Genomic DNA, 24,889 nt, shown 5'->3' on the forward strand with positions numbered 1-24,889 from the left:
CGCGCGGGACCTGGCAGGGAGGACGTATGCGGCTCAAGCTCACCCTGGTGCGCGCGGAGGGCGCCGACGACGACGTCGTGGTGACGGCGGACGCGGCGACGACGGTGGCTGACGTGGCGCAGACGATCGCCCGCCTCGACCCGCGGCGCGGCGCCGGTGGTGCGGGGCCCCGGGCCGGCAGGCCTCCGGGCGGCGGGCTGACGTTGCAAGCGAGGTTGCCGGGCCAGGAGCGGCCGGTCGTGCTGCCGCCGGACGCGCCGATCGGTGACGCGTGGATCGGGTCCGGGGCGGTCGTCGCCGTGGTCGGCGTCGGGACGCACCGGCCGGAGGCCGGTCTGGGGCGGCGGGCACCGCGCGTCGTCGTGCGGGTGGTCGAAGGCCCGGACGCCGGCCTGGACGTCGAGCTGCCCGAGGGGACGTGGACGGTGGGCCGTGCCCCGGGCTCGGCGGTGCGCCTGACCGACGCGCTCGTCTCCAAGCGGCACGCGCGCCTCGACGTGGCGCAGGGTGCGGAGCTCGTGGACCTGGGGTCCGCGAACGGCGTCGAGGTCGACGGTGGGGTCGTCCCGCGGTTGCGCGTGGACGCACCGGTCCGGGTGACGCTCGGGGGGACGGTGCTCGCCGTCGAGCCGGTCCGGGCGGTGCTGGACGACGTGGTCGCGTCCGCCGGTCCGGTGCCGTTCAACCGTTCGCCCCGGGTCGAGCCACGGCACGAGGGCCTGGAGCTCACGGCCCCGGAGGCGCCGTCCGAGGACGATCGCCAGCCCTTCCCGCTGCTCGGCATGCTCGCGCCGCTGCTCGTCGGCGGCGCGATGTTCGTGCTGACCCACAACCCGACGTCGCTGGTGTTCGTCCTCATGACGCCGTTCATGCTGGCGGGGAACTTCGTCACGCAGAAGCGGCAGCGTCGTCGACGGCGTGAGCGGCTGGTCGCACGGTTCGACGAGCGCCTCGAGGGGCTCGAGCGGACCTTGGCGGCGCAGGCGCTCGCCGAGCGGGAGGGCCGGCTCGCGGAGGCGCCGTCGACGGTGGTCGCACTGGCCGAGGCGGTCCGTCGCGGACCGCTGCTGTGGACGCGGCGGCCGGAGCACTGGTCGTTCCTCAACGTGCGGCTGGGCCTCGGCGCGATGCCGAGCCGGACGACCGTCGGTCGGGGGAGCCGCGGCGACCTGCTGCCGGAGCACGCGGAGCGGCTGGACGCGCTCGTGTCCCGCTACCGCACGGTCGACGGGGTACCGGTCATCGAGAACCTCCACGACGTGGGCGCACTGGGGGTCGCCGGCCCGCGTGACCGGTCGCTGGGCTCGGTGCACGGGGTGCTCGTGCAGCTCACCGCGCTGCACTCGCCCGCCGAGCTCGCGGTGGCGGCGATCGTGAGCCCCGCCTGGTCGGATGACCTGGGCTGGCTGTCCTGGGTGCCGCACACGTCGTCGCCGCAGTCGCCCGTGACGGGGCCGCACCTGGCGGACTCGCCGTCGAGCGCGGCCGTGCTGCTGGCGGAGCTCGAGGGCGTGGTCCGTTCCCGGCTCGCGCGCGGTGGTGTCCGCCGGCGCGGCGCGCTGCGGGTCGTCGACGCGGCGCTCGACCGTGGTGCGACGGTCGGGTCCGACGCCGACGGGACGCAGGCGCCGCTGCCCGCGCTGGTGGTCGTCGTGTCCGACGACGCGGACGTGGACCGGGCACGTCTCACGCAGCTCGCGGAGGTCGGCCCGGACGCGGGGGTCTACGTGGTCTGGCTGGCGCCCGACGTCGCGCGGCTGCCGGGCGCGTGCCGCACCTTCCTGGCGTTCGACGACGACGGCGCCGCCCGGGCGGGGCTCGTCCGGCTGGGGGAGCAGGTGGACCCGGTCGATCTGCGCGACGACGTCGTGGACACGAGCACGGCCCACGACTACGCGCGTCGCATGGCCCCCGTCCTCGACGCGGGGGCCGTGGTGGAGGACGCGAGCGACCTGCCCCGGTCGGTGGCGCTGCTCACGCTGCTCGGCCACGACCTGGCCGCGTCCGCGGACGCCGTCGTCGACCGGTGGCGGCAGAACCGCTCCATCCACGACCGGACGCCGGGGGCGGTACCGCGGCGCCGCAAGCCCGGGTCCTTGCGTGCGACGGTCGGGTCGGCGGGCGTCGACGCGATGCAGCTCGACCTGCGGGCGCACGGCCCGCACGCGCTCGTCGGCGGGACGACGGGGGCCGGCAAGTCCGAGTTCCTCCAGGCGTGGGTGCTCGCGCTGGCCGCGGAGCACAGCCCGGACCGCGTGACGTTCCTGTTCGTGGACTACAAGGGTGGCTCGGCGTTCGCGGACTGCGTGGACCTGCCGCACCGTGTGGGTCTGGTCACGGACCTGTCACCGCACCTGGTGCGCCGCGCCCTCACGTCGCTGCGGGCGGAGCTGCGGCACCGCGAGCACCTGCTGAACCGCAAGCAGGCGAAGGACCTGCTCGAGCTGGAGCGGCGCGGCGACCCGGAGTGCCCGCCCGCGCTGGTGCTGGTCATCGACGAGTTCGCGGCACTCGCCGGGGAGGTCCCCGAGTTCGTGGACGGCGTGGTCGACGTCGCGCAGCGCGGCCGGTCGCTCGGGATCCACCTCATCATGGCGACGCAGCGCCCGGCGGGCGTCATCAAGGACAACCTGCGTGCCAACACGAACCTGCGGGTCGCGCTGCGCATGGCCGACGAGCGCGACGCGGTGGACGTCGTCGACGTCCCGGACCCCGCGCACTTCGACCCGGCGCTGCCGGGGCGTGCCGTCGCCAAGACGGGCCCGGGCCGGCTGCAGGTGTTCCAGTCGGCGTACGCGGGTGGGTGGACGTCCCCGGACCCGGACCGCCACGACGTCGAGGTGGCCGAGCTGCGGTTCGGCACGGAGGTCCGCTGGGAGGAACCGGACCGCCCGGCCGAGGACGCGCCCGACGACGAGCGCGGCCCCACCGACCAGCAGCGGCTCGTGCGGGCCGTGCTGGCGGCGGCCCAGGTCGCTGCGGTGCCCGCGCCGCGGCGGCCGTGGCACGACGAGCTGCCGGCCGTCGTCGACCTCGCCCGGGTCGCGGTCCCGGGCTCCGGACCCGACGCCGCCGCGGCCCCGAGGACGCTCGCCCTCGGGCTGGCGGACCTTCCGGACCAGCAGCTCCAGCGGCCTGTGGGCTTCGTGCCCGACGTCGACGGGCACCTCGGCGTGTACGGGACGAGCGGCGCCGGGAAGACGACGACGTTGCGGGCGGTCGCGGCGGCCGCGGGCTGGGCGTGCGCCGGCTCCGACGGTGCCGCCGGAAGCGTCCACGTCTACGCGCTCGACTTCGCGGCCGGGGGCCTGCGGGTGCTGGAGCCGCTGCCGCACGTGGGCGCGGTCGTCGACGGGGAGGAGGGCGAGCGGGTCGTCGCGCTGCTGCGCCTGCTCCGCGACGAGCTCGAGTCGCGTACGGAGACGTTCGCCGCCGCGCACGCGTCGAGCGTCGACGAGCTGTGGCGCACGGGCCGCACCGACGTCCCACGCCTCGTCGTCCTGCTCGACAACCTCGCGGAGTTCCGCGACCGGTACGAGGCCGGACCCGGCCGTGCGGAGTGGTTCGGGGTGTTCCGGGACGTGCTCGCGAACGGGCGGCGTCTCGGGCTGCACGTCGTGTTCACGGCCGACCGCCCCGGCGCCGTACCGAGCTACGTGCGTTCGTTCGTCCAGCGCAACGTGCTCCACCGGCTCGTGGACGACGGCTACCTGGCGTTCGGCGCCCCGCGGGACGTGCTGACGCCGGCCTCGCCCGCGGGTCGGGCGGTGCTCGACGACGTCGAGGTGCAGGTCGGGGTCCTGGACGGCGACCCGTCGGCGTCGGCGCAGGCCGCGGCGACGACCGTCCTGGCCGACCGGCTCCGGGCCGCGGGCGTCCCCGACGCGCCGGGCGTCCGGGTCGCTCCCGCCTCGTACCCGTCGTCGGACCTGCCCGACGACGTCGCCGGGGCTCCCGCTCTGGGGCTCGACACGGTCTCGCTCGAGCCGGTGGGGTTCGCACCCGAGGGGACGCTGCTGGTCGCGGGGCCGCCCGCGTCGGGCCGCACGAACGCCCTGGCGTGGCTCGTCCGCTCCGTGCTGCGCGCCGATCCGGACGCCCGCGCCTACCGGCTCGGGCCGGCCCGCTCGGCGCTCGCGGGCGCCGCGCCGTGGGCGGGCTTCGCCTCGCGCCCGGAGGAGGTCGCGGCGCTGGTGGAGGAGCTGACGCGGCTCGTGTCGGACGACGCGAGCGTCGGGCGGCTCGTCGTGGTGGTCGAGTCCGTCGGCGACTACCTGCAGACGCCGGCCGACCGCGCGATCGTCGCTCTCGCCAAGGCGGTCCGGCCGACCCGCCACCTGCTCGTCGCCGACGGCGAGACGTCCGGGTGGAGCGCACCGTGGCCTCTGCTCGCCGAGCTCAAGGCCGCCCGACGTGGGCTGCTCCTGCAGCCGGACCCGTCCGACGGCGACGTGATCCTCCGGACCCCGCTGCCGCGGGTCGCACGCGCCGAGTTCCCGCCCGGCCGTGGTGCCTGGGTGGCGCGCGGGAAGGTCGCCCGCGTGCAGGTGCCGTGGGTCCTCGACGACGTCGCCGCGGCCGTCGACGCGGTGGCAGCAGGCGGCGACGAGCGCCTGGTGCGCATGGGCTGACCTGCCCGGACGCGGTTGTCCACAGCCCTGTGGATCGGCGGAGGGGCGAAGGTCCGACGTCGCTACGGTGGGCGTCGACCGGGGCCGCAGGGGCCTCGTGCGATCACGAGAAGGAGCTTCGGACCATGGCGAACGTCAACGTCACGTACGACGAGATGCAGGGCGCGGCGACGCGGCTGCGCGCGGGCCAGCAGCAGGCGACGGAGACGCTGCAGCACCTCCAGCAGCAGGTCGACGACCTGGTCGCGGGCGGCTTCGTGACGGACCACGCCTCGGGTGCCTTCCAGGAGTCGTACCAGGAGTTCACGTCGGGCACGACCAAGGCCGTCGCGGGTATCGAGGGCATGGCGCACTTCCTGGAGCAGGCGGCGCACACGCTGCAGGACGTCGACACGCAGCTCGCTGCGGGCCTGCGCGGCTGAAGCGCGGACGCGGGGGAGAAGACCGTGGAGCAGCGCGCGGATTCGCATGGTGCGGCGGGTGCCCGGGCTGGCCGAGCACGTCGTTCGGCAGCGCCCGGGTGCGCTCGTGATCCCCGCCGTGACGGCGGGCGAGATGTCCGACCTCTCGTCACGCGGACGCGGTGTGGGTCGAGGACGGCGGCGTGGCGCTCGCCGTGTAGCCGGCCTCTCGCCCGCTGCGAGCCCTGGGGACTGCCGGAAGGACGGCCCTCGAGTGCTGTCTGCGTGAGCTCACGGCGACACATTCGTCCGCGGTCTGAGACGTCCTATCCAGCGAGCGAGACGGAGGCCACACTGGTCGGGCGGGGCAGGCGTCATAGACTCGGGGGAGCACACACCCGACGACGCCGCCCCCGGCCCTACCGTCCGGGCTCGCGCCCGCACCGCCGAGCCACCCCGGCCCAGGTGGCCCGGCTCACCTCCGGGCGAGTCGCAGCGGTCGCGGACGGCGTCGGAACATCAGAGTGTCCGAGCACTGCAGTCGACGAACACGCGGTGCACGGACACGACAGTACGGAAGGCGTCCTACCACGTGAGCAGCAACCGGCCTTTGCGCGTCGCCGTCGTCGGCGCCGGCCCCGCGGGCATCTACGCCTCGGACATCCTGTCCAAGACCGACCTCGACGTGAGCATCGACCTCTTCGAGCGGCTGCCCGCCCCGTTCGGTCTCGTGCGCTACGGCGTCGCGCCCGACCACCCGCGGATCAAGATGATCATCGACGCGCTGCACAAGGTGCTGGGCCGCGGTGACATCCGCCTGATCGCGAACGTGGACTACGGGGTCGACCTCAAGCTCGACGACCTGCGCCAGTTCTACGACGCGGTGATCTTCTCGACGGGCTCCATCCGGGACGCGGCCCTGCCGATCCCCGGCATCGACCTGCCCCGGTCGTACGGTGCCGCGGACTTCGTGTCGTGGTACGACGGCCACCCTGACGTGCCGCGGACCTGGCCGCTCGACCAGCAGAAGGTCGCCGTCCTGGGCGCCGGGAACGTCGCGCTCGACGTGGCGCGCGTCCTGTCGAAGCACGCGGACGACCTCCTGCCCACCGAGATCCCGGCCAACGTGTACGAGATCCTCAAGGCGAGCCCCGTGACGGACGTGCACGTGTTCGCGCGTCGCGGCCCGGCCCAGGCGAAGTTCTCGCCGCTGGAGCTGCGCGAGCTCGGTCACGTGCCGGACGTCGACGTGATCGTCTACCCGGAGGACTTCGAGTTCGACGACGGCTCGATGGCCGCGATCAGCTCGTCGAACCAGACCAAGCAGGTCGTCAAGACCCTCACGGACTGGACGCTCAAGGACCCGTCGTCGTTCACGGCGTCGCGTCGGCTGCACCTGCACTTCCTGCACGCCCCGGCCGAGGTGCTGGGCGACGAGGAGTCGGGCGTCACGGGTCTGCGCACCGAGCGCACGAAGCTCAACGGCGACGGCACGGTCTCCGGCACGGGCGAGTTCCACGACTGGGAGGTCGGGGCCGTGTACCGGGCTGTCGGGTACTTCGGGTCGCCGCTGGCGGAGATCCCGTTCGACGAGCTCAAGGGCGTCGTGCCGAACCGCGAGGGCCGCGTGATCGACATCGACGGCGAGCACATCCCCGGCGTGTACACGACGGGCTGGATCAAGCGCGGCCCGGTCGGCCTCATCGGCCACACGAAGTCGGACGCGTCGGAGACGATCCGCCACCTCGTCGAGGACGCGGGGGACGCGGCCACGACGGAGGACGGCGCCCCGACGACGCCCCTGCCGCAGGCCGTGCACCGCGACCCGCAGGCGATCCTCGACTTCCTCGCCGAGCGCGGCGTCGACGCGATCGACTGGACGGGCTGGCTGCGGCTGGACGAGCACGAGCGCGGGCTGGGCGAGCCGCACGGCCGCAAGCGCATCAAGGTCGTGCCCCGCGACCAGCAGGTCGAGATCTCGCTGGGCCGCGCCGCACGGGCCGCGCAGCAGGACTGAGCGCCCCGGGGCCGGCTGGGCGTCGTCGTCCACCGACGACGCCCAGCCGGCCTTCAGCATGCCCGGGTAGCGTGGGTCCATGGGACACCGTCATTTCAACGGCCTCAAGACCGCGCTGCTCTTCGGCGTGCTGTGGGCCGTGCTCCTGGCGATCTGGGCGCTGTTCTTCCGCAACTCGGTGGGCATGCTGTGGTTCTTCGTGTTCCTCGGCCTCGCCTCGACCGCGTACGGGTACTGGAACTCGGACAAGATCGCGATCCGCTCGATGCAGGCCTACCCGGTCACCGAGCAGGAGCAGCCCGTCATGTACCGCGTGGTGCGTGAGCTCTCCGCGCGCGCGAACCAGCCGATGCCGAAGCTCTACGTGTCGCCGACGCAGGCGCCCAACGCGTTCGCCACGGGCCGCAACCCCCAGAAGGCGGCGGTCTGCTGCACGGAGGGGATCCTGCAGATCCTGGACGAGCGCGAGCTGCGCGGCGTGCTCGGGCACGAGCTCATGCACGTGTACAACCGCGACATCCTCACGTCCTCCATCGCAGCGGCGGTCGCGGGCGTCATCACGTCGCTCGCGCAGTTCCTGCTGTTCTTCGGTGGGGGTGGCGACCGCCGCGACAACAACGGCGGCAACGCCATCGCCGCGATCGCCCTGGCGATCCTGGCCCCCCTCGCCGCGACGGTGATCCAGCTCGCCATCTCGCGCACGCGCGAGTACGACGCCGACGAGGACGGCGCTACGCTGACGGGCGACCCGATGGCTCTCGCGTCGGCTCTGCGCAAGCTCGAGAGCGGCACCCAGGCCGCCCCGCTGCCTGCCGACCAGAAGCTCGTCGACGTCTCGCACCTCATGATCGCCAACCCGTTCAAGGCCGGCGCCGTCTCGAAGCTGTTCTCGACCCACCCGCCCATGGCGGACCGGATCCAGCGCCTCGAGTCGATGGCCGGGCAGCAGGGCGGCATCACCTACTACTGAGCACCACGACCGACTGGAGCGCACGCCCGTGGCACTGAAGACCCCCGGTGAGATCGACGGAATGCGGGAGGCGGGGCGCGTCGTCGCCCGCGCCCTGCAGGCGTGCCGTGAGGCGGCCGCCGTCGGGGTGACGATGAAGGAGCTCGACCAGGTCGCGCGCGACGTCATCTTCGGCGCGGGCGCGACCTCGCCGTTCCTGGACTACCACCCGTCCTGGGCGCCCACGCCCTTCCCCGGTGTCATCTGCGCGAGCGTGAACGACGAGGTCGTCCACGGCATCCCCACCGACTACGCGATCGCCGACGGCGACCTCGTGAGCATCGACTGCGGCGCCACCCTCGACGGGTGGACGGGCGACGCGGCGGTCTCGTTCGTCGTCGGTAACGCCCGGCCCGAGGACCTCGAGCTCATCGCTACCACCGAGCGCGCGCTCGAAGCGGGGATCGCGGCGTCGACGGTGGGCAACCGTATCGGCGACATCGGCCACGCGATCGACCGGATCGCCCGCAAGGGCCGCTACGGCAACCTCGAGGACCACGGCGGCCACGGCATCGGCCACACGATGCACGAGGACCCGTTCATCCCCAACGAGGGTCGTCGGCACAAGGGCGCCGAGCTCCGTGCGGGCATGACGATCGCGATCGAGCCGATGTTCATCCTCGGCGGCTCGGGCGCGTACCGGTACGGGGACGACGGCTGGACGCTCCTGTCGTGCGACGGCGGCCGCGCTGCGCACGTCGAGCACAGCATCGCGATCACGGACGACGGCCCGCAGATCCTCACCGCGCTCTGACCGCCCGCTGAGCGCCGCCACGGCCCACCACCCTCCGCCGAGCACGGGGTCTCCGTCCGTCCGCTGACGCGGACGGACGGAGACCCCGTCGTCGCGGGGCGGGAACCCCGTGCTCGGCGACCGGTCGCCCGGTCGCCGACGGCGCGGCGCCGGTCTCAGAAGAACCAGCGCGACCCGACGGGTGAACCGCGACCCCAGCCGCGGCCGGGCTCCGAGGGCGAGCCGTGCCCGTGCCCGTGTCCCGGCTCGGTCGGCCCGGAGCCGGGCTTCGACGGCGACGGCGCGACGACGGACTTCACGGCCCCGTTCGCCTTGAGCACGACCTGCGGCGCCTTGGCCCGGCCGAAGCTGAACATCGACTGGATCGACCCGGCGGTCGCGTCGAACGACGCGTCGCCGATCCGCCCGGTCTTCCAGTTGTCCTCGACGAAGCGCAGGACCGAGGCCTGGTTCGTCTCGGTGTGGTCGACGTAGTTCGTCTTCGCGTAGGGCGAGATGACGACGAGCGGCAGCCGCTGGCTGGGCCCGCAGCGGTCGGCGTAGCCGCCGGCGACGGCCTTCACCGAGGTGCAGAGCGTCGTGTCACCGTTGGCGGTGTCGTTCGATCCGTTGGCGACGGTGGGGGCGACGTGGTCGTACCACCCGTCGGAGTCGTCGTAGGAGATGACGATCGCGGTGCTGTCCCAGTACGCCGACCTCTGGATCGCGTTGATCTCCTTGACGAGGAACTTCTGCTCGTCCAGGGGGTCGGAGTAGGACGCGTGCCCGTCCTGGGCCATGGGCGCCTTGAGGAAGGACACGCTGGGCAGGTAGCCCTTCGTGAGGGCGGTGTCGAAGTCGGTCAGGTCGTACTGGTGGTTCGCCTGGTCCGTCTGCCCGATCTTCGCCGTGGTCGACGGCGGCAGGTGGTGGGGGTTCGACGTCGACTTGTAGTACGCGAACGGGTTGTGGTGCGGCGAGTAGTCGACGACGGAGGAGCCCGCGACGTTGGTGGTCGTCGAGTCGCACCTCGCGTAGTCGCCGGACTTGCCGTCCCAGGTCGTCGTCGGGCGGAAGCCGCCCTGGAACCAGCCCCACGTGACGTTCTTGGCGTTGAGCAGGTCGCCGATGTTCTTGCCCTGCATCCCGACGAGCGCGTTGCTCGACGTGTGGTCGTTGTCGGCGCAGTCGTCGTAGACCGGGTCGGGGTCCGCGGTGACGGTGCCGACGCCGTTCGCGTCGGGGGACTTGACGCCGTACGCGTCGGGCGTCGAGGTCTGCTCGCCGGTCTTCGGGTCGTAGGAGACGGCGCCGTGCGTCTGGCCCGACGCGAGGTTGAGCGCGCCGGGGGTGGACGGTCCGAACGTGGTGTCCCAGCTGTTGTCGCTCATGGCGTAGTGCTGGGCGTAGTTCCACAGGGCGGTGACGGTGTTGCCGTCGTAGTAGTCCATGCCGAGTCCGGGCGCGCCGAACTGGCCGGTGCAGGTGTCCTTGCTCGTGTTCTGCACGAACCGGTCCATGTAGCCGTTGTCCACGGCGAGCTGCTCGGGCCCGTAGTTGTGGTTCTGGTCGCACGTGACGGCCTCGTCGGGCGAGAGGCGCTGGGGGGCGTACAGGTTGGGGTTCTTCTTCAGCAGCCCGGCGGACTTCACGGTGTCGGCCTTCGGCGTGTGCTTCGCGGCCTTGAACGTCGTGCCGTCGGTGTTGGTGGCCTTCGGGTACGTCGCGAAGTAGTGGTCGAACGACACGTTCTCGTCGAAGATCACGACGAGGTGCTGGATGGGCGTCGTCGTGCCCGACGAGCCCGAGCCCTTCGACCGCGACGACGAGGTCGTCGTGGTGGTCCGGGCAGTCGCGTGGTGGCTCGACGCGACGGCAGGCAGGACGCCTCCGCCGGCGAGCGCGAGCCCGGCGATCGCTGCGGCGGACGCGACGGCGCGCGTCCGCGTGGCGAACAGAGCCATGGGGGTGCCTCTCTGTGAGGGGATGGGGGCGGTTCTCAGGCGAGCAGCCGGCTGGCGTACCAGTCGTCCGCAGCCCTCACTCCCGGGAGCGCGAAGTAGTAGCCGCCCCCGAAGGGTGAGATGTAGTCGACGAGCGGTTCGCCCTCGAGGCGCTTCTGCACCGCGACGAACTGCCGGTCGAGGTCCTGGTTGAACGCGACGAACACGAGCCCCATGTCGAGGTTGCCGTTGGCGTCCGTGCCGGCGTCGTAGTTGTAGGGCCGGCGCAGCATCCGCAGCCGCTCGGAGCCGGGGCTGCGCGGGTTCGCGAGCCGGATGTGCGCGTCCATCTGGATGACGTCGCCGGTGGGGTCGCGCTCCAGGTGGGGGTCGTCGAACTCGTGCGTCCCGGTGAGCGGGGCGCCCGTGTCGCGGCGGCGGCCGAACATGTTCTCCTGCTCGTGCAGGGAGACCCGGTCCCAGAACTCGACGAGCATGCGGATGAGACGGACCACGTGGTACGTCCCGCCCGTGGTCCACGCGGGCTCGACCACCGCGGGCAGGCCGTCGACGGCGGCCACCGTGCCGGCCTTCGTCCACACGACGTCGCCCATGGTGCGCGGGTCGCCGGTCGCCGGGTTCGCCGTCCCGTCCTTGAACCCCATGAGGTTCCGCGGGGTGCCGCTCGGTCGCGGCGGTGACGCGAAGCCGTCCTGCCGCCACCGCACCTGCATCGCCCCCCGAGTCGCGCGCGTGAGGTCGCGCACGGCGTGCACGACGACGTCCACGTCGTCCGCGCAGACCTGCAGCAGGAGGTCGCCGTCGCAGCGCGCGCGGTCGAGGGCGTCGTCGGCGAAAGTGTCCATGGCCCGCAGGCGCGCGGGCTTGCGGTCGGCCAGCCCGAAGCGGTGGTCGAACAGGGACGCGCCGACGGACGTCGTGATCGTGAGGCCTCCCGGCACGACGTCGACGCCGAGGACGCCCGAGTCGGAGGGTGGCGCCCCGGGGCCGCCGCTGACCTGGGTGCCGCCGGTCGTGAGGAACCGTGCCCGGTCGGTGAGCGCGCGGAACAGCTCCTCGAGCTCCGCGCGCGATCCGGCGGTGACGTCGAGCGCGAGGAACGCGGCGTGCCTCTGCAGGGGAGTGAGGATGCCTGCCTGCTGCGGCCCGTGGAACACGACCGTGCGTCCGGGGTCGGACGCGGTGACTGTCGTCGCCGCCGCGGCGCCGGTGGGGGAGGTCGTCGCGTGGTCGACGGCTCCCACGGCGCGGGGCGTCAGGACGCCGAGACCGACGACGCCCGCGGCCCCGGCCGCCGAGCGCAGGAACGTGCGACGCCCGAGCCCGGGGGGCCTCACGTCTGCCTCGGGTCGTGTCGGGACGGTGGCGGTGTCGGGGTGGTTCACAGGGCCCTCCGGGGGTCGGCGAGCGCGGCCACGGTGGCGAGGCGCTCGACGCAGGTGTCGACCTCGGCGTCGAGGCGCTCACGCTGCGTGGTGGTCAGGTCGGTGCGAGGCGTCCAGCGGCCGTCCTGGTCGTAGCCACGCAGGGTGCGCTCGAGCCTGTCGAGGGCGTCGTCCACGTCCGTGAGGTCGACTCCGCGCGCCTTCAGCAGCGGCCGGAGCGCGTCGAGCGGCGCCCGGGTGCCCGCCACCCCGGCCCGGATCTCCGCGAGCGTCGTCCCGCTCGCGCCGTCCGCAACCCCGCTGAGCTGCACCTGGACGGCGTCCTCGAGGATCTCGTGCGCGCGGATCCCGAGGTCGATCGGGTCGACCTGGGCGGTGCGGAACGCGACCCGCAGGGACGCGACGTCGGCGACCAGCGCGCGGGTCACGGGCCGGACGGCGCTCGCGGACCGGCCCGCCCACAGCAGCGCCTCGATCCGGCGGAACCCCGTGAGGTCGTGGTCGGCGAGCGCCGTGGTGCCCGTGGTCGGGAGGCCGTCGATGGCGTCGCCGAGGTCGCCGAACGCGTCGTACGCGCCACCGAGCGTCCCGTAGGTCGAGTGGGCGGTGAGCCAGTCCCGGCGGGCGGCGGCGAGGTCGCCGCGCGCGACGTCGTCGTCCAGGGTCCGGACCTGGCGCGCGAGGGTGCCGAGGTGCGCCGCGACCCAGACCTCGTAGGTCTTGACGGCGGGCACGAGGTCGGCCTGCGTGATCGGGACGATCCCAGGGGTCGCCGTCGCGCCCGCCGGGAGGGTGCCCGTCACGTGGAAGACCGGCCCGAGCACGGGCTCCTCGTCGGCCTGGACGCAGACGATCCGGTAGCTCCCGGGGGCGAGCGTGACCTCTCCGGAAGCCGCGCCGCCCGCGCCGATGGACTCGAGCTCGAGGTACTCACGGGCCTTCGTCATGCCGGCGGCGGCGTCCGCGACGACGACGTCCATGCCGCCGGTCGAGGTGTTGGTGGCGTCGAGCCGCCAGGTTCCGGCCGCGCCGCCGTGCCAGCCGGCCCCGCAGTCGCTCTGCCCGGCGCTCACGTGCACCGAGAGGTGCGTCGCCGCGTCCGCGGTGACTCCGGCGCGCGCGGCGCCCGACCCGGTGCAGCCCCCGAGGCCGAGCGCCACCAGGACGAGCGCGACGGCGACGCCGGCGGTGCGTCGCCGCGCGCTGCGGCGCGCCGTAGCGGGCGGCCGCGTGGGTCCGGTTCGTGCAGGGGGCATGCGCGGGCTCCTCCTTCGGGGGAGCGACGCGCTCCCGGACGACCGTAGGTAGTTGACGACCGTCAAACGGTCGGGTTCGGCAAGAGTTCATCGAGGCGCCATCCGGTGGTCGCCTCGTCCTCGACGACGGGCCGCCCAACCCACAGTCCGCACACAGGCACGGATTGGCGTGGCCCCGAGCGGGACGCGCTGCTACGGTCCTGCGCCGTGGACGAACAGCTCTGGGACGCGGCGCGGCTGCGCGAGCTCGTGCGCCGCGTGGACACCTCGTGGCGCGGCGAGGACGTGCCCGACGACGAACGCGCCGCCTTCCGTCGGCAGGTGCGGGACCGCGTCGGCCCCGTCGTGCAGGCGCGCGTGCTCGAGTCCGTCGGGGCCGTCGTCGACACGGACGGCGTCGCGGCGCTCGCGGACGCGCTCCTCGACGACGGCTGCTCCGAGGACGAGCACCGTTGGCTGCTCGTCTCGCCCGACCCCTGGGCCTACCTCGCGGACTGGCTCGTCGCCGTCGTCGGGCGTTCCTACCGCCGTGCGGACGGCACGCCCCGCGCCCGCGCCAAGGAGCTCAAGCGGCTGGAGAAGGCGCTGCGGTCCGAAGCCTGAACCGGGAAGCGTCGGGACCACGGATCGGTTGGCACGGGCATGGAGATCCTCTACACCGCATCCGCCCTGTCCACCGGCGACGGCCGCAACGGCCACGTCCGCACCTCGGACGACACGCTCGACGTCGACCTCGCCGTCCCGAAGGAGATGGGCGGCGCGGGCGGCGGGCTCAACCCCGAGGCCCTGTTCGCGGCCGGGTACGCCGCGTGCTTCCACTCGGCCCTGCGTGGCGTCGCCCGGTCGAAGAGCCTCACGCTCACCGACGACTCCGTGACCGCCGAGGTCTCGATCGGCCCGAACGGGCAGGGCGGCTACGGCCTCGCCGTCGTCCTGCGCGTCGAGCTCCCGGGCCTGTCCCAGGACCAGGCCGACGCGCTGGTCGACGCCGCGCACCAGGTCTGCCCGTACTCCAACGCGACGCGCGGCAACGTCGACGTCGAGCTCGACGTCACGGTCGGCTGACCGCCTTCCGCCCCTCACTCACCCACCCCCGTCCCCGGCGGGCAGCGATCGCGTGCTCGCGGGCGGGCCTCACCCCGGCGGGGGATCCGGTTCACGATCGAGGGTGAGGTGCGGCGCGTCCCCGACGCGCAGCGTCGAGGGATGACCTCTTCACTCTCCTTCGTCCGCTCGCCGGCGCCGGCCTGGCGCCGCGTCTGGCACGGTCTGCACGCGCCCGTCCCGGGTGTGCCCCGCTGGGCGCGCGTGGCGGCGGTGGTGGTCCCGCTCACGGTGCTGCCGGCCAGCCTGTGGCGGGTCGTGGCCATCACCCTCCACGTGCCGATCGTCGACACCTCGACGACGGGCCCCGACGCTCGCGGGACGCTCCCCACCTGGATGCCGCTCGGCGTGTACGTGGTGCTGCTCTCGATCGCCTCGGAGCTGCTCGCGTTCACCGCGGTCGGGCTCGTCGCGCGCTGGGGCGAGGTCGTGCCGCGCCGGATCCCCGGCCTCGGTGGCCGCCGAGTCCCGACGTCGGCCGCCGTGATCCCCGCGGCCCTCGGCGCGACCGCGCTGACCGCGCTCTGGACGTGGGTCGCGGTGTCCCTCGCGCTGGCCGCCTACGCGCCGCTGCTCGCGTGGGGTCCGCTCCTCGGCGCTCTCACGGTCGCCTACGCCCGACGGCGCCGCTCGTCAGTCGTCCCGAGGGGCTGAGCGCCTGTGCGCGACCGGGAACCGCTCGGAGTTCCGGCGCGCCGAGACGGGGAAATCCGTTCTTCACGTTCGACCTGAAGAACGGAAATCCCCGTCTCGGCGACCGGATCCCGTCAGGGCACACCCGCGATGACCGGGTCTCGTCCCGGTCGTCAGACGATCCGGGCCCACAGGTCGCGAACCGTCTCCGCGACCGGACGGCACCGCAGGCCCGTCGCGACGGCACGGCTCGCGTCGGTGCTGATCAGTCCCTCCGTCGCCGTCGTCCTTGGGACCCAGCCGGGAAGCTCTGCCCAGCGGTCCACGCCCGACCCCTCGAGCTCCGGCCACGGCCGCCAGTCGAGGCGTGCGGGCGCCCCGCCGGCGCGGACGGCGTCGGCAGCGGTGACGTCGACGACGGCGTCGAGCACGTCCCGCGTCGTCGCGTGGCCCTCGGGCGCTGCGACGTTGACGGCGCCACTGACCGCGGAGCCCGGTTCGAGCGCCGCCAGGAGCCATTCGGCGAGGTCGCGCACGTCGACCAGCCGCCAGGGCTGGTCGGGGTCGCCGGGCGCGACGAGCGTCCCGCCCCGCGCGGCGCGACGTAGCCAGACGGGCAGCCGCTCCGGCTGCTCGCCGGGCCCGACGATCAACGCGCACCGCGCGAGCAGCGCCCGGTCGCCGAACGTGTCGACGACGGCGAGCTCGCCACCCCGCTTGAGCTCGCCGTACTCGGCGTTCGAGAGATCCGCGTCGTCGGCGGCCGGGCGGACGGTCGGGTGGCACTCGTCCGTCCCCGGCCTGAGCGGGCGGGCGTAGACGGCGCGGCTGGAGAGGTAGCCGTAGCGGCCCGCGACGTCAGCCAGCGCGGTCGCGGAGAGCCGGACGGCGCCCGGCGCCCCGGCCCACGTGTCCACGACGGCGTCCCACCCGCCGTCCGGTGCCGCCCGGCCGAGCCGGGCGACGTCGTCGGGCACGGTGCGGTCGCCGCGGACGTGCCGGGCACCCGGGGCGACCGGCCGCACCCCGCGAGTGAAGGTCGTGACGGCGTCGCCCCGGTCGAGCGCGGCGCGGACGACGGCGCCCCCGACGAACGCCCCGCCCCCGAGGACGAGGAGCCGCACGTCAGCGGTAGTTGACGTAGTGGTGAACGTGCAGGTCATCCATGGTCTACGCCTCCTGAGTCCGCACAGAGTCCGCAGGAACCGCGAGAACGCTCCGCATGAGGTCCGCGGCGGCCGTGCGGGTGCGGTCTTCCGCGGTCGGCCACAGGTGCGAGTAGGTGTTCAGCGTGATCGAGGGCATGGAGTGCCCGAGGGCGCGCTGCACGGTCACGACGTCGCAGCCGGCCGCGATCAGCCCGGACGCGTAGAAGTGCCGCAGGTCATGCAGCGTGAACTGCTCGAGCGCGACCGCACGGCGCACGCGGCGCCACTGGTTGCCGGCGGAGTTCCGCTGCCACGCCGTCCCGCTCGTCGACGAGAACAGGCGCTGCTCGTCGCCGCGCGTGCCGAACTCCTCGAGGTAGCGCGCGAGCATCGTCGTCAGCTCCTCGGGCACGTAGACGACGCGCTCCGACCCGTACTTCGGTGGAACGACCCGCACGGTCGAGTCGTTCTCGCCCTGGATCTGCCGCGCGACCGTGATGGTCCGGCCCAGGAAGTTGACGTCCTCGAGCTGCAGCCCGGCGGCCTCGCCGATCCGCAGGCCTGCGAACGCGCACACCGCGATCACCGGCGCGAACCACGGCTCAGCAGATCCCAGCGCCGCGGCGACCTGCTCGGCCGTCGGGATCGTCATCCGCGCGTCCGAGCGACGCACGCGGGGGAGCGCGACGTCCTTCGACGGGTCGGACGCCATGACCCGGTCCTTCACCGCGGCCCGCAGTGCCGCGCGCACGTACGTCACGCGGGTCCGGATCGTCGTCGGTTCGAGTCCCTTCTTGCGCCCGTCCTTCACGGGCTCCGACATCGCCTTGACCCACGCCTCGACGTGCGACGGACGGAGCGCGCTCATCCGCACCGCGGCGAACGTCACTGAGTCCGCGGCCTGCTGCGCGGCGGCGAGCGTCCCGGGCGCCCACACCTGGCGTGCGGACCATGCCTTCCACCACTGCTCGAACGTGACCTTGCCGGCGCGAGGGTCGACGTACCGACCGACGACCATGCTCGCGGTGACGGTGTCGAGCCAGCGCTGGGCGTCGATCTTCCGGGGGAAGTGCTTGGCGTGCTCCTTGCCCGCGTCGTCGCGGTACCGGGCGCGCCAGACCCCGTCAGGCCTCTTCCGGATGCTCGCCATCAGAAGTCGACGATGCGCGACGAGTAGGCACGAGCGTCTTCGAGGATCCCAGCGGGCACTACACCTCGGCTGTCGGGTGACTCGTTCTCGAACGCCTCGCGCGCACGGACTACGCGTTTGCTCACTTCGATCTCGCGGAGGGAGAGCTGGTAGGCCTCGCGCTCGAGCTCACGCGCCGCATGGACGGCCAACGTGAGCTCGCGTCCGGCCTCGCTGGTCGGCATCACCATCTCTTCGATCGTCGTGCCGCAGATGTGGGCGATGTCGATCGCCTCGGAGAGCGTCACACGTCGACTGCCGTTCAAGATCTTGTAGATCGTTGCCTGGTGGAACTTGTGTCCGCGCTCGGCCATCTCGTTGGCGAGTTCCTGCTGGGTCATCGTGAGCCGGTCCGAGAGGAGCGCCTTCAAGCTCGTAACGAAGTAGTCCTCCGCGGCCGTGGGCTCCGTGGGCTGAGGCGTGTCGGGCATGCGCCGAGCGTACTCCGGAGTGTCCGTCTTGACGACTCCGGATTGGAGTGCAACTCTAATCCGGAGTTGTCAGAAGCTCTGAAGCGGAGGGAATGATGCAGGACCTGATGAGGCCGCCGGAAGTCGCGGCGGAGACCGGCGTCAGCGAGGAGACGCTCCGTTGGTACCGCCACATCGGCGACCGCGGGCCGAAGAGCTTCAAGCTCGGGCGTCGCGTGGTCTACCGACGCGAGGACGTCGAGGCATGGATCGCCGAGCAGTTCGAGGCGACCCGCAGCGACAAGGCGAGCGAGTGAGCCGCCCGAACCGGCACGTCATCGAGACGGCCGTCAACGGCGACTACCACGCAACCCAGGCGACGCGGATGCGTGAGCGCCTGATCGTCGAGCCGGACGGCAGCGTTCGGTTCGACACGAAGAAGCCCGCCGCAGCGGCAACTGCGACGGGCGGGGATCACACCTACAGGGAGCAGGACATGACCGCAGAGACCAGCATGACACAGGACGCCGACGAGGCGACCGTCCGGGCTGCCGCGCGGGAGGGCTTCGAGCGGGCCGAGGCCGAGCACCCCGGCATCAAGAAGCGTGCAGCGAAGGAGCCGCGCGAGGCGTTTCGTCTCGGCGTCTTCGTCGGCAGGTACGTGGACGACGCGGCGACGGAGAGGGTGAACCCGTACGCCGAAGGATTCGTCGCCGGCGTGCTGTACGAGCGTGAGAAGGACCGCGACCTGTCCGCGACGGACGTCCTGCGGGTGCTCCTCGACCCTGAGGTGCGCGACATCATCGGCCCGCTCACCACCGACGAACTCGCCTCGCTCGCGAAGCACCTCGCCGAGGGCATGGCAGCCGGGAGCCGGACGACGGGGGAAGACCTGTGACCGCCACCCGGGCGCAGGGACCCATCCAGTGCGCGCCATGGTGCGCACAGCGCGACGGCCACCCGGGCGAGAAGTTCGTCGAGGACCAGCGCTGCAAGAGCACGGCCGTCAAGATCAGGCCGTCGCTGATGCGGACCGTCGAGGGCATCGAACCGGACGTCGAGGTCTACCGGGAGCACGGGCCTGACTTCGAACCCAGGGTCGTGATCTACCAGGCGTCCAGCGACTCGCAGATCGACGTCACGCCGACCGAGGCATGGATGCTCGTCGCCCTGCTCGAGGCGGTGGCGGCGCTGTGAGTGGCGACCCGATCGCGGAGGCGCTGGCCACGATCCGCGCCCTGTTCGAGAAGTACGGGATCTCGAAGGACCTCGAGAACCAGGCCAAGCGGCTCGTCCGGGAGCGGTTCAGCGAGAACGACTACGACACCTACCGCGACGCCCTCAAGCTCCTCGACGCCGCAGGAGCGATCGGATGAGGCGCCCCGGGCACCTGCTGCCCTTCGGTCAGCCCGTCGGCACGCAGCTCTGGTCGGCCAAGCACCCCAGCCGCAAGATGCACGCCGTCGGGTGCGCGATCGACGGCGGCCCTGGAACCCACGGCCTGCGCGGCTTCCGGTGCCACCGATGCTCCGAGCAAGTCGAGGACCGCATCGAAGCCATGCTCGGCCGACTCGACAAGAGGGGATGACCACGATGGACGAGATCACCCGCGAGATCGACACCTGGGCGCTCGCCCACGCCGCCGGCGTCGTCCGAGAGCGCCACGAGCCCAGCCGGTCGGCCACCGTCGAGACCGCGCAGACCTACCTCGACGGCATGACCACCGGCGAGCACATCGGCGAGATCAAGGGCTACCGGAACGGGCACCGCGACGGCTACGACCTCGGGCACGCCGACGGCTACCGCAAGGCCCTCGCCGACGTCGAGCGAGATGACCTCGCCTGGCGGGCCGCGGTCAACCAGGGCATCGCCGCGCGCGCCGGCGAACCGTCCCACGCCGAGCTGCAGGAACGGCGCAAGGTCCGGCGCACGCCCGACGTCGCGGTCCCGTACCCCGGCGCAGCCGAGCTCACCAGACGCAGGCAGGTGCACCGAGCCCTCGACCGGCTCACCAACGACTGACCCCCGCGGGCCCGGCACACCACCGGGCCCGCGGCGTACCCGCACCAGGAGGTGCCGTTGAACGACCTCGAACGCGTCGGCCGTGAGCGCGGCTGCTACTTCACCGCCGACCAGCTCCTCGACACCGAGTTCCCCGACCCGCGCTGGGCCGTCGAGGGCCTCATCCCCGAGGGGCTCACCCTGCTCGCTGGCGCACCCAAGCTCGGGAAGTCGTGGCTCGCGCTCGGCATCGGGATCTCGATCGCCGCGGGCGGCTACGCGCTCGGCAGCATCGAGACCGCGCCGCCCGCCGACGTCCTGTACCTCGCCCTCGAGGACACGCCCAGGCGCCTCAAGTCCAGGCTCACGAAGATGCTCGCCGGCGAACCGGCGCCGCGCGGGCTCACGATCATGACGCAGATGCCGTCCATGCCGCAGGCGACCGAGCTCATCGCGGGCTGGCTCGACGAGCACCGCGACGCCCGCCTCGTCGTCGTCGACGTCCTCGGCAAGATCCGGCCCAGCCTCGCCGCCAACGCCGACCGCTACGACGCTGACTACAAGGTGATCTCCGCGCTCAAGCAGATCGCCGACAACTACGGCATCGCGATCGTCGCCGTCACCCACGTCCGCAAGATGGCCGACGGGGACGTCTTCAACACCGTGTCGGGCTCGACCGGCCTCACGGGCGCCGCCGACACCACGCTCGTCCTACGACGCGCGAGAGGCGAGCACGGGGCCTCGCTGCACATCACCGGCCGCGACGTAGAGGAGAACGAGTACGCGCTCACGTTCGCCCCCGAGACCGGCACCTGGACCCTCGACGGCACGGACCTGCACCAGGCCGCCGAACGCGTCGCCACGAACAAGGCCGTCGCCGGCGTGAGCGACGACATGGCCGCGGTCATCGAGCTCGTCAACAGCAAGCCCGAGGGCGTCCGCGCAGGCGACGTCGCGACCGCGCTCGGATGGCCCAGCACCAAGGCCACGACGTACCTCAACCGGGCGTGCGACCAGGGACGGATCTCGAAGCCGGGAAGAGGCCTCTTCGCAGCAGGTGTGATGTCTGTATCGAGTGTGTCTTCTGCCGAGGTGCTCGACTTCGAACGTCACACAAATAACAGACATCACACTCCGGGGATGGGGGCCTGATGTCGAAGCACCGTCGCCGTCGGCAGTTCACCTACCACGTCAACCCGCAGGCCGTCGAAGACGCGATGTGGCGGTGGGAAGAACCCGAGCCCGTCCGGTCGTGGCAGGAGGAGTGGGCCACCACCACGCTCCACGTCGTCGAGGTCGTCTGGGGCGACGCCGGCTGGCGCATGTACCGGTACGACCCGCTGCGACGAGACGACCTGTGGGACTGGCTCCTCGTCGAGGCCCAGGACCTCGCGAGCCGCTACAAGCCGAAGCACTCGATGCCCGACCCCGAAGGCTACTGGGCCGCGTACCTACACAAGGCACTGATGAACCGATCCCGCTGGCACTACAGCAGCACCCTGCCCGGCGGGCGCAACGACGCCGCGAAGGCCGCCGCCCGCGACGACATGAAGGGATCCATCGAAGCCCTGCTCGAACGCGCCACACCCGGGCAGCAGCACCACATCCACGGCAGCGTCCAGCCCGCGTTCGGATGGCGACCCGTCGACCCCGAGCACTTCGTCCTCACCCTCGAGACCATCGAGGAACGTGGTCACGACCCAGTCCAGAAGGACCGCGACCTGTGCACCGAGCCCGGCTGCACGAAGCGCCGCACCACCAACGGCCTGTGCGGGATGCACTACCAGCGGTGGCGCCGCGACTGGAACACGACCACCTGCGAGGCCGACGGCTGCGACCGACCGGCCGTCCAGCGCAACCTGTGCACCAAGCACAACGAGATCCGCCGCGCCCAGGAAGCCGACCCCTGCACCGTCGAAGGGTGCGAAGGCCCCGGGGTACGCCGGGGCCTGTGCCCGAAGCACTACGCCCGCGAGCTCCGGGCCCGGAAGAACACCCCCACACCACCGGGGGGTGTCGCCGCATGACCCCCAGGTCCCCCCGGTACACCGGCCGCGTCGTGAAGAAGGCCCGCGACTACTGGGGCAGGAGGCTCCGGGCCTCCGGGGGACTCCCGTGCTACCGGTGCCACCAGGTGGTCCTCATCTCCCAACGCTGGACCGTCGAACACATCGTCGAACGCGCACTCGGCGGATCCGTCGACGACCCAGCCAACCAGTGGGTCAGCCACGCGAGCTGCAACTACCGGGCCGGTGGACAGCTCGGGGCCGCCCGTACCAACGCCAAGCGCCGGAGCGTCGTCGAGCGCCGCGAGTCCGACACCGAGCGACGCATCTGGGGCTGGCCGTGAGCGCACCGCAGGCCCCGACGGCCCGCGTCTTGAAGCCGACCGACAACCCACGCACGGTGTCCGCTCACATTGTGTGTGCTGACACGAAGGCCGTCGCGTGTCAGATACCGAGTGGAGGAGCCTGTGGCTGAGCCGCGCTACCTGAGCCCGATCCCGGACGGGACGGACCTGTTCGAGGCCGAAGCGGGCGCGAGGCTGCTGGGTCTGGACCTGACGCCGCAGGGTCGGAACATCGCGGGCGTGCTGGCCGCGCGGGACGACGCCGGCGGCGCCCTGTACGTGGAGTCGGTGCACCAGCTGCCGCGCCGGGCGACGAAGACGACGTCGATCTGGGCGACGATCCTGGGGCGGGCTGCGACGCGGGAGGGCTACCGGTGCGTGACGACCGCGCAGTCGGGGTCGATCGCGTCGAGGATCCTGCTCGAGCACGCGGAGCGGATGCTGGCGAACGGGACCGCGATCGAGTCCCGGGATCGCGGGAAGCGCGACGACCTGCCCGTCCTGTTCCGCAACGGCGGGCGCGAGCACCTGGACTTCCCGAACGGGTCGAGGATCTGGGTCGTGCCGCCGAACGCGGGCGCGGTCCGCTCGGCGGCGTCGGACGACATCGTGATCGACGAGGGCGGGGAGTTCGAGGGGCAGAAGGGCTCGGACTTCCTGACGGGCGCCCGGCCGCTGATGGACACCCGCGGGCCGCTCGCGCAGCTGGTCGTCGCGGGCACTCCGGGCAAGGCGAGGTCGGGTCTGCTGTGGGACATGCTCGCCGAGGGGCGCGCCGGGCAGGTCGGGATCGTGGACTACTCGGGGCGCGACGACGACGACCCGGCGGACCGCGAGGTGTGGGCGCGCGTGCACCCGGGCCCCGACTCGGGGCTGACGCCGATGTCGGTGATCGAGCAGCGCTACCGGCAGTTCATCAAGCAGGGCGACGGCCTGACGGCGTTCGCGCGCGAGTACCTGTGCATCTGGCCGTCGGACGCGGCGACCGGGGCCCTGGATGTCGCCGCGTGGGCCGAGGCCGGCGTCGAGGGTCCGCCCATGCGGCCGGCCCGGTGGACGCTCGCGTTCGACTCGCCGAAGGACGCGAGCGTGACGTCGGTGGTGGCGGCGTGGCGCGACGACGACGGGCGCGCATGGTTCGAGGTCCTCGCGCACCGGCCGGGCATGTCGTGGGTCGCGAGGTTCGTGCACAAGGTCGCCCGCGAGTCGAAGGCCGAGGTCGTGTTCGACGAGATCGGCGGGAACGTCGCGACGGCCGCCGAGCTCCGCCGCCTGCGGCCCGTCGTGAAGACCAAGGCGATGTCGCTGCGTGACGTCGGGGGAGCGGCGCAGCTGCTGGCGACGGAGGTCAAGGACGAGCGCGTGGGGCACTACGTCCAGACCGACCTCGACCTCGCGGTCGAGTCGGCGACGTGGCGGCCGGCGGGCCGGGACTCCCGCGCGTTCGGGATGCGGCCGGGCGGCTCGGCGGTCTCACCCGTCGTCGCGGCGTCGCTCGCGCTGTGGCAGTTCGACGCGTCGAAGCCGAAGGCGCGCCTCAAGCCTCGCGTTATCTGACACGAACAGGGTAGAGTGTCAGGAAAGATGCGACGTTGAGGGTGGTTCATGGGCGTACGCCAGGCACTGCGGTTGATCCAGGGAGCGAATGCTCTCGCCGATTCCGCAGCGCCTGGCACGACGCCCGGCGCGCAGATCGCTTCCCCGTGGACGCCGTCGACGCTCTCGCCGAACGTGATCATCGGGGACGTGTTCGGGGTCGAGACGATCCCCCCGACGCGCCGGGAGGCCATGAGCATCCCCGCGGTCGTGCGGGCCCGGAACATCGTGTGCCTGCTCGGGCGCCAGCCGCTGCACACGTACAGGGACGCCGACCAGGTCAAGGACCCGGCGTGGCTGTACCGGACCTCCACCTTCGTCCCGCCGCAGATGCGGATGATCGCGACGCTCGACGACCTGTTCTTCTACGGCTGGTCCCTGTGGGCGGTCGAGCGCGGCGCGGCCGGGCAGATCGTCGACGCGATGCACGTGCACGCCGACCGGTGGGACTTCGACGAGTTCGGGCGCGTGAGGGTCGGCGAGCAGCTCGCGGACCCCGAGCAGGTCATCCTCTTCCAGGGCCCGAACGAGGGCATCCTCCTCGCCGGCGCCCGGACGATCCGCGGCATCACGAAGCTCGAGGAGGCGTGGATCTCGCGGACCGCGGTCCCGATCCCCGTGATGATGGTCGAGCAGGACGACGACGTCGAGCTCGAGGCCGACGAGATCGACGAGCTCCTGCAGGGCTACGCCGACGCCCGGCGGTCGGCGAACGGGTCCGTGGTGTTCGTGCCGCACGGGCTGAAGCTCTCGGCGCTCGGGGACGCGGGCCTCGACCTGCTCATCGCGGGCCGCAACGCCGCGGTCCTGGACATCGCCCGCCTGACCGGGCTGCCGGCGACGATCCTCGACGCCTCCCAGGTCTCGGCCTCGCTGACCTACTCGAACACCCAGTACGCGCGCAGCGACCTGCAGGACCTGTCGCTCGCGTTGTGGCAGACCGCCATCGAGGCGCGCCTCTCTCAGGACGACGTGACCCCGATGGGGACCAGGATCGCGTTCGACCGGATCAACCTCGTCACGGTCCCCGACACGGGCGTGAGCCCGGCAACGGAGGACTGA

Annotated in this window: 25 protein-coding genes; 19 read left to right on the forward strand and 6 right to left on the reverse strand. The window is 72.7% G+C overall.

Annotated elements, in window-relative coordinates; translation table 11 throughout:
- The first annotated feature begins 26 nt into the window (after window positions 1-26).
- The 5 genes from KDY119_RS03685 (at window position 27) to map (ending at window position 8,812) form a co-directional block, all read left to right on the forward strand.
- Window positions 27-4,631 carry an FtsK/SpoIIIE domain-containing protein gene (locus KDY119_RS03685; protein WP_153021955.1) on the forward strand — a complete coding sequence of 1,535 codons (4,605 nt, stop codon included), beginning with the start codon at window positions 27-29 and terminating at the stop codon, window positions 4,629-4,631.
- 125 nt (window positions 4,632-4,756) lie between these two features.
- A complete protein-coding gene (locus tag KDY119_RS03690) occupies window positions 4,757-5,053 on the forward strand; it encodes a WXG100 family type VII secretion target (protein WP_036953393.1) in 297 nt (98 codons plus the stop codon).
- A gap of 571 nt (window positions 5,054-5,624) precedes the next feature.
- Window positions 5,625-7,049: an FAD-dependent oxidoreductase gene (locus tag KDY119_RS03695; protein ID WP_036953391.1), complete on the forward strand. Its 1,425-nt coding sequence runs from the start codon at window positions 5,625-5,627 to the stop codon at window positions 7,047-7,049.
- Window positions 7,050-7,128: 79 nt separating this feature from the next.
- Window positions 7,129-8,019 carry a zinc metalloprotease HtpX gene (gene htpX / locus KDY119_RS03700; protein ID WP_036953389.1) on the forward strand — a complete coding sequence of 297 codons (891 nt, stop codon included), beginning with the start codon at window positions 7,129-7,131 and terminating at the stop codon, window positions 8,017-8,019.
- Between the two features lie 28 nt (window positions 8,020-8,047).
- Complete coding sequence (gene map, locus KDY119_RS03705; RefSeq protein WP_036953387.1) at window positions 8,048-8,812, forward strand: type I methionyl aminopeptidase; 765 nt, start codon at window positions 8,048-8,050, stop codon at window positions 8,810-8,812.
- A gap of 155 nt (window positions 8,813-8,967) precedes the next feature.
- Here the strand turns inward: map and KDY119_RS03710 are convergent, their stop codons facing one another.
- From KDY119_RS03710 to KDY119_RS03720, 3 genes are read right to left on the reverse strand one after another with little or no spacing between them, the layout of a single operon-like run.
- The gene (locus KDY119_RS03710) at window positions 8,968-10,755 is read right to left on the reverse strand and encodes a phospholipase C (protein ID WP_083891020.1); all 1,788 of its coding nucleotides are present in this window, start codon (window positions 10,753-10,755) and stop codon (window positions 8,968-8,970) included.
- A gap of 35 nt (window positions 10,756-10,790) precedes the next feature.
- Window positions 10,791-12,092 carry an iron uptake transporter deferrochelatase/peroxidase subunit gene (gene efeB, locus KDY119_RS03715; RefSeq protein ID WP_036953912.1) on the reverse strand — a complete coding sequence of 434 codons (1,302 nt, stop codon included), beginning with the start codon at window positions 12,090-12,092 and terminating at the stop codon, window positions 10,791-10,793.
- A gap of 44 nt (window positions 12,093-12,136) precedes the next feature.
- Complete coding sequence (locus KDY119_RS03720; protein WP_153021956.1) at window positions 12,137-13,396, reverse strand: EfeM/EfeO family lipoprotein; 1,260 nt, start codon at window positions 13,394-13,396, stop codon at window positions 12,137-12,139.
- A 207-nt stretch (window positions 13,397-13,603) separates the two neighbouring features.
- Here KDY119_RS03720 and KDY119_RS03725 point away from each other — a divergent pair, with 207 nt between their 5' ends.
- The 3 genes from KDY119_RS03725 to KDY119_RS03735 all read left to right on the forward strand — a co-directional run bounded on the left by KDY119_RS03725 (window position 13,604) and on the right by KDY119_RS03735 (window position 15,154).
- Window positions 13,604-13,999, forward strand: a complete 396-nt coding sequence (locus KDY119_RS03725) for a hypothetical protein (protein ID WP_036953385.1) — start codon at window positions 13,604-13,606, stop codon at window positions 13,997-13,999.
- A gap of 39 nt (window positions 14,000-14,038) precedes the next feature.
- On the forward strand, window positions 14,039-14,461 hold the full coding sequence (locus tag KDY119_RS03730) for an organic hydroperoxide resistance protein (RefSeq protein WP_036953383.1): 423 nt from the start codon (window positions 14,039-14,041) through the stop codon (window positions 14,459-14,461).
- Window positions 14,462-14,602: 141 nt separating this feature from the next.
- Entirely contained in the window at window positions 14,603-15,154 is a 552-nt protein-coding gene (locus KDY119_RS03735; RefSeq protein ID WP_051136851.1) for a hypothetical protein, read from the forward strand.
- 152 nt (window positions 15,155-15,306) lie between these two features.
- On the opposite strand, the gene KDY119_RS03740 is transcribed toward KDY119_RS03735, so the two are convergent.
- From KDY119_RS03740 to KDY119_RS03750, 3 genes are read right to left on the reverse strand one after another with little or no spacing between them, the layout of a single operon-like run.
- Complete coding sequence (locus KDY119_RS03740) at window positions 15,307-16,296, reverse strand: NAD-dependent epimerase/dehydratase family protein (protein ID WP_227994512.1); 990 nt, start codon at window positions 16,294-16,296, stop codon at window positions 15,307-15,309.
- Between the two features lie 7 nt (window positions 16,297-16,303).
- A complete protein-coding gene (locus tag KDY119_RS03745; protein ID WP_036953381.1) occupies window positions 16,304-17,431 on the reverse strand; it encodes a tyrosine-type recombinase/integrase in 1,128 nt (375 codons plus the stop codon).
- The gene (locus tag KDY119_RS03750) at window positions 17,431-17,901 is read right to left on the reverse strand and encodes a helix-turn-helix domain-containing protein (protein WP_036953379.1); all 471 of its coding nucleotides are present in this window, start codon (window positions 17,899-17,901) and stop codon (window positions 17,431-17,433) included. Before KDY119_RS03750 ends, KDY119_RS03745 begins: the two co-directional genes overlap by 1 nt.
- 107 nt (window positions 17,902-18,008) lie before the next feature.
- Between KDY119_RS03750 and KDY119_RS03755 the strand changes: the two genes are divergently transcribed.
- The 11 genes from KDY119_RS03755 (at window position 18,009) to KDY119_RS03805 (ending at window position 24,889) form a co-directional block, all read left to right on the forward strand.
- Entirely contained in the window at window positions 18,009-18,197 is a 189-nt protein-coding gene (locus KDY119_RS03755; RefSeq protein ID WP_227994513.1) for a helix-turn-helix transcriptional regulator, read from the forward strand.
- Window positions 18,194-18,778 (forward strand): hypothetical protein, encoded by a 585-nt coding sequence (locus KDY119_RS03760; protein WP_036953377.1) that lies wholly within the window; start codon window positions 18,194-18,196, stop codon window positions 18,776-18,778. The genes KDY119_RS03755 and KDY119_RS03760 overlap by 4 nt, the downstream gene beginning before the upstream one ends.
- Entirely contained in the window at window positions 18,775-19,077 is a 303-nt protein-coding gene (locus KDY119_RS03765) for a hypothetical protein (protein WP_036953375.1), read from the forward strand. Before KDY119_RS03760 ends, KDY119_RS03765 begins: the two co-directional genes overlap by 4 nt.
- Window positions 19,074-19,256, forward strand: a complete 183-nt coding sequence (locus KDY119_RS03770; RefSeq protein WP_036953373.1) for a hypothetical protein — start codon at window positions 19,074-19,076, stop codon at window positions 19,254-19,256. The genes KDY119_RS03765 and KDY119_RS03770 overlap by 4 nt, the downstream gene beginning before the upstream one ends.
- Complete coding sequence (locus KDY119_RS03775; RefSeq protein ID WP_036953371.1) at window positions 19,253-19,468, forward strand: hypothetical protein; 216 nt, start codon at window positions 19,253-19,255, stop codon at window positions 19,466-19,468. Before KDY119_RS03770 ends, KDY119_RS03775 begins: the two co-directional genes overlap by 4 nt.
- On the forward strand, window positions 19,465-19,902 hold the full coding sequence (locus tag KDY119_RS03780) for a hypothetical protein (protein ID WP_036953369.1): 438 nt from the start codon (window positions 19,465-19,467) through the stop codon (window positions 19,900-19,902). The genes KDY119_RS03775 and KDY119_RS03780 overlap by 4 nt, the downstream gene beginning before the upstream one ends.
- Window positions 19,903-19,959: 57 nt before the next feature.
- A complete protein-coding gene (locus tag KDY119_RS03785) occupies window positions 19,960-21,033 on the forward strand; it encodes an AAA family ATPase (RefSeq protein ID WP_051136793.1) in 1,074 nt (357 codons plus the stop codon).
- The gene (locus KDY119_RS03790; protein WP_036953367.1) at window positions 21,033-21,908 is read left to right on the forward strand and encodes a hypothetical protein; all 876 of its coding nucleotides are present in this window, start codon (window positions 21,033-21,035) and stop codon (window positions 21,906-21,908) included. Before KDY119_RS03785 ends, KDY119_RS03790 begins: the two co-directional genes overlap by 1 nt.
- Window positions 21,905-22,231: an HNH endonuclease gene (locus tag KDY119_RS03795; protein WP_148284253.1), complete on the forward strand. Its 327-nt coding sequence runs from the start codon at window positions 21,905-21,907 to the stop codon at window positions 22,229-22,231. Before KDY119_RS03790 ends, KDY119_RS03795 begins: the two co-directional genes overlap by 4 nt.
- Window positions 22,232-22,354: 123 nt before the next feature.
- Window positions 22,355-23,788 (forward strand): hypothetical protein, encoded by a 1,434-nt coding sequence (locus KDY119_RS03800; protein ID WP_153021957.1) that lies wholly within the window; start codon window positions 22,355-22,357, stop codon window positions 23,786-23,788.
- Between the two features lie 174 nt (window positions 23,789-23,962).
- Window positions 23,963-24,889: a phage portal family protein gene (locus KDY119_RS03805; protein WP_036953361.1), complete on the forward strand. Its 927-nt coding sequence runs from the start codon at window positions 23,963-23,965 to the stop codon at window positions 24,887-24,889.

It is taken from the genome of Luteimicrobium xylanilyticum (genome assembly GCF_009429125.1).
Classification (GTDB): Bacteria; Actinomycetota; Actinomycetes; order Actinomycetales; family Cellulomonadaceae; genus Luteimicrobium; species Luteimicrobium xylanilyticum.

Excerpts from the sequence above, each read along its gene's own strand:
- KDY119_RS03685 (WP_153021955.1), top strand. The coding sequence starts at position 27 with ATGCGGCTCAAGCTCACCCTGGTGCGCGCGGAGGGCGCCGACGACGAC.
- KDY119_RS03690 (WP_036953393.1), top strand. The coding sequence starts at position 4,757 with ATGGCGAACGTCAACGTCACGTACGACGAGATGCAGGGCGCGGCGACG.
- htpX (WP_036953389.1), top strand. The coding sequence starts at position 7,129 with ATGGGACACCGTCATTTCAACGGCCTCAAGACCGCGCTGCTCTTCGGC.
- KDY119_RS03710 (WP_083891020.1), bottom strand. The coding sequence starts at position 10,755 with ATGGCTCTGTTCGCCACGCGGACGCGCGCCGTCGCGTCCGCCGCAGCG.
- KDY119_RS03720 (WP_153021956.1), bottom strand. The coding sequence starts at position 13,396 with ATGCCCCCTGCACGAACCGGACCCACGCGGCCGCCCGCTACGGCGCGC.
- KDY119_RS03730 (WP_036953383.1), top strand. The coding sequence starts at position 14,039 with ATGGAGATCCTCTACACCGCATCCGCCCTGTCCACCGGCGACGGCCGC.
- KDY119_RS03735 (WP_051136851.1), top strand. The coding sequence starts at position 14,603 with ATGACCTCTTCACTCTCCTTCGTCCGCTCGCCGGCGCCGGCCTGGCGC.
- KDY119_RS03740 (WP_227994512.1), bottom strand. The coding sequence starts at position 16,296 with ATGACCTGCACGTTCACCACTACGTCAACTACCGCTGACGTGCGGCTC.
- KDY119_RS03745 (WP_036953381.1), bottom strand. The coding sequence starts at position 17,431 with ATGGCGAGCATCCGGAAGAGGCCTGACGGGGTCTGGCGCGCCCGGTAC.
- KDY119_RS03750 (WP_036953379.1), bottom strand. The coding sequence starts at position 17,901 with ATGCCCGACACGCCTCAGCCCACGGAGCCCACGGCCGCGGAGGACTAC.
- KDY119_RS03755 (WP_227994513.1), top strand. The coding sequence starts at position 18,009 with ATGAGGCCGCCGGAAGTCGCGGCGGAGACCGGCGTCAGCGAGGAGACG.
- KDY119_RS03775 (WP_036953371.1), top strand. The coding sequence starts at position 19,253 with ATGAGGCGCCCCGGGCACCTGCTGCCCTTCGGTCAGCCCGTCGGCACG.
- KDY119_RS03780 (WP_036953369.1), top strand. The coding sequence starts at position 19,465 with ATGACCACGATGGACGAGATCACCCGCGAGATCGACACCTGGGCGCTC.
- KDY119_RS03790 (WP_036953367.1), top strand. The coding sequence starts at position 21,033 with ATGTCGAAGCACCGTCGCCGTCGGCAGTTCACCTACCACGTCAACCCG.
- KDY119_RS03795 (WP_148284253.1), top strand. The coding sequence starts at position 21,905 with ATGACCCCCAGGTCCCCCCGGTACACCGGCCGCGTCGTGAAGAAGGCC.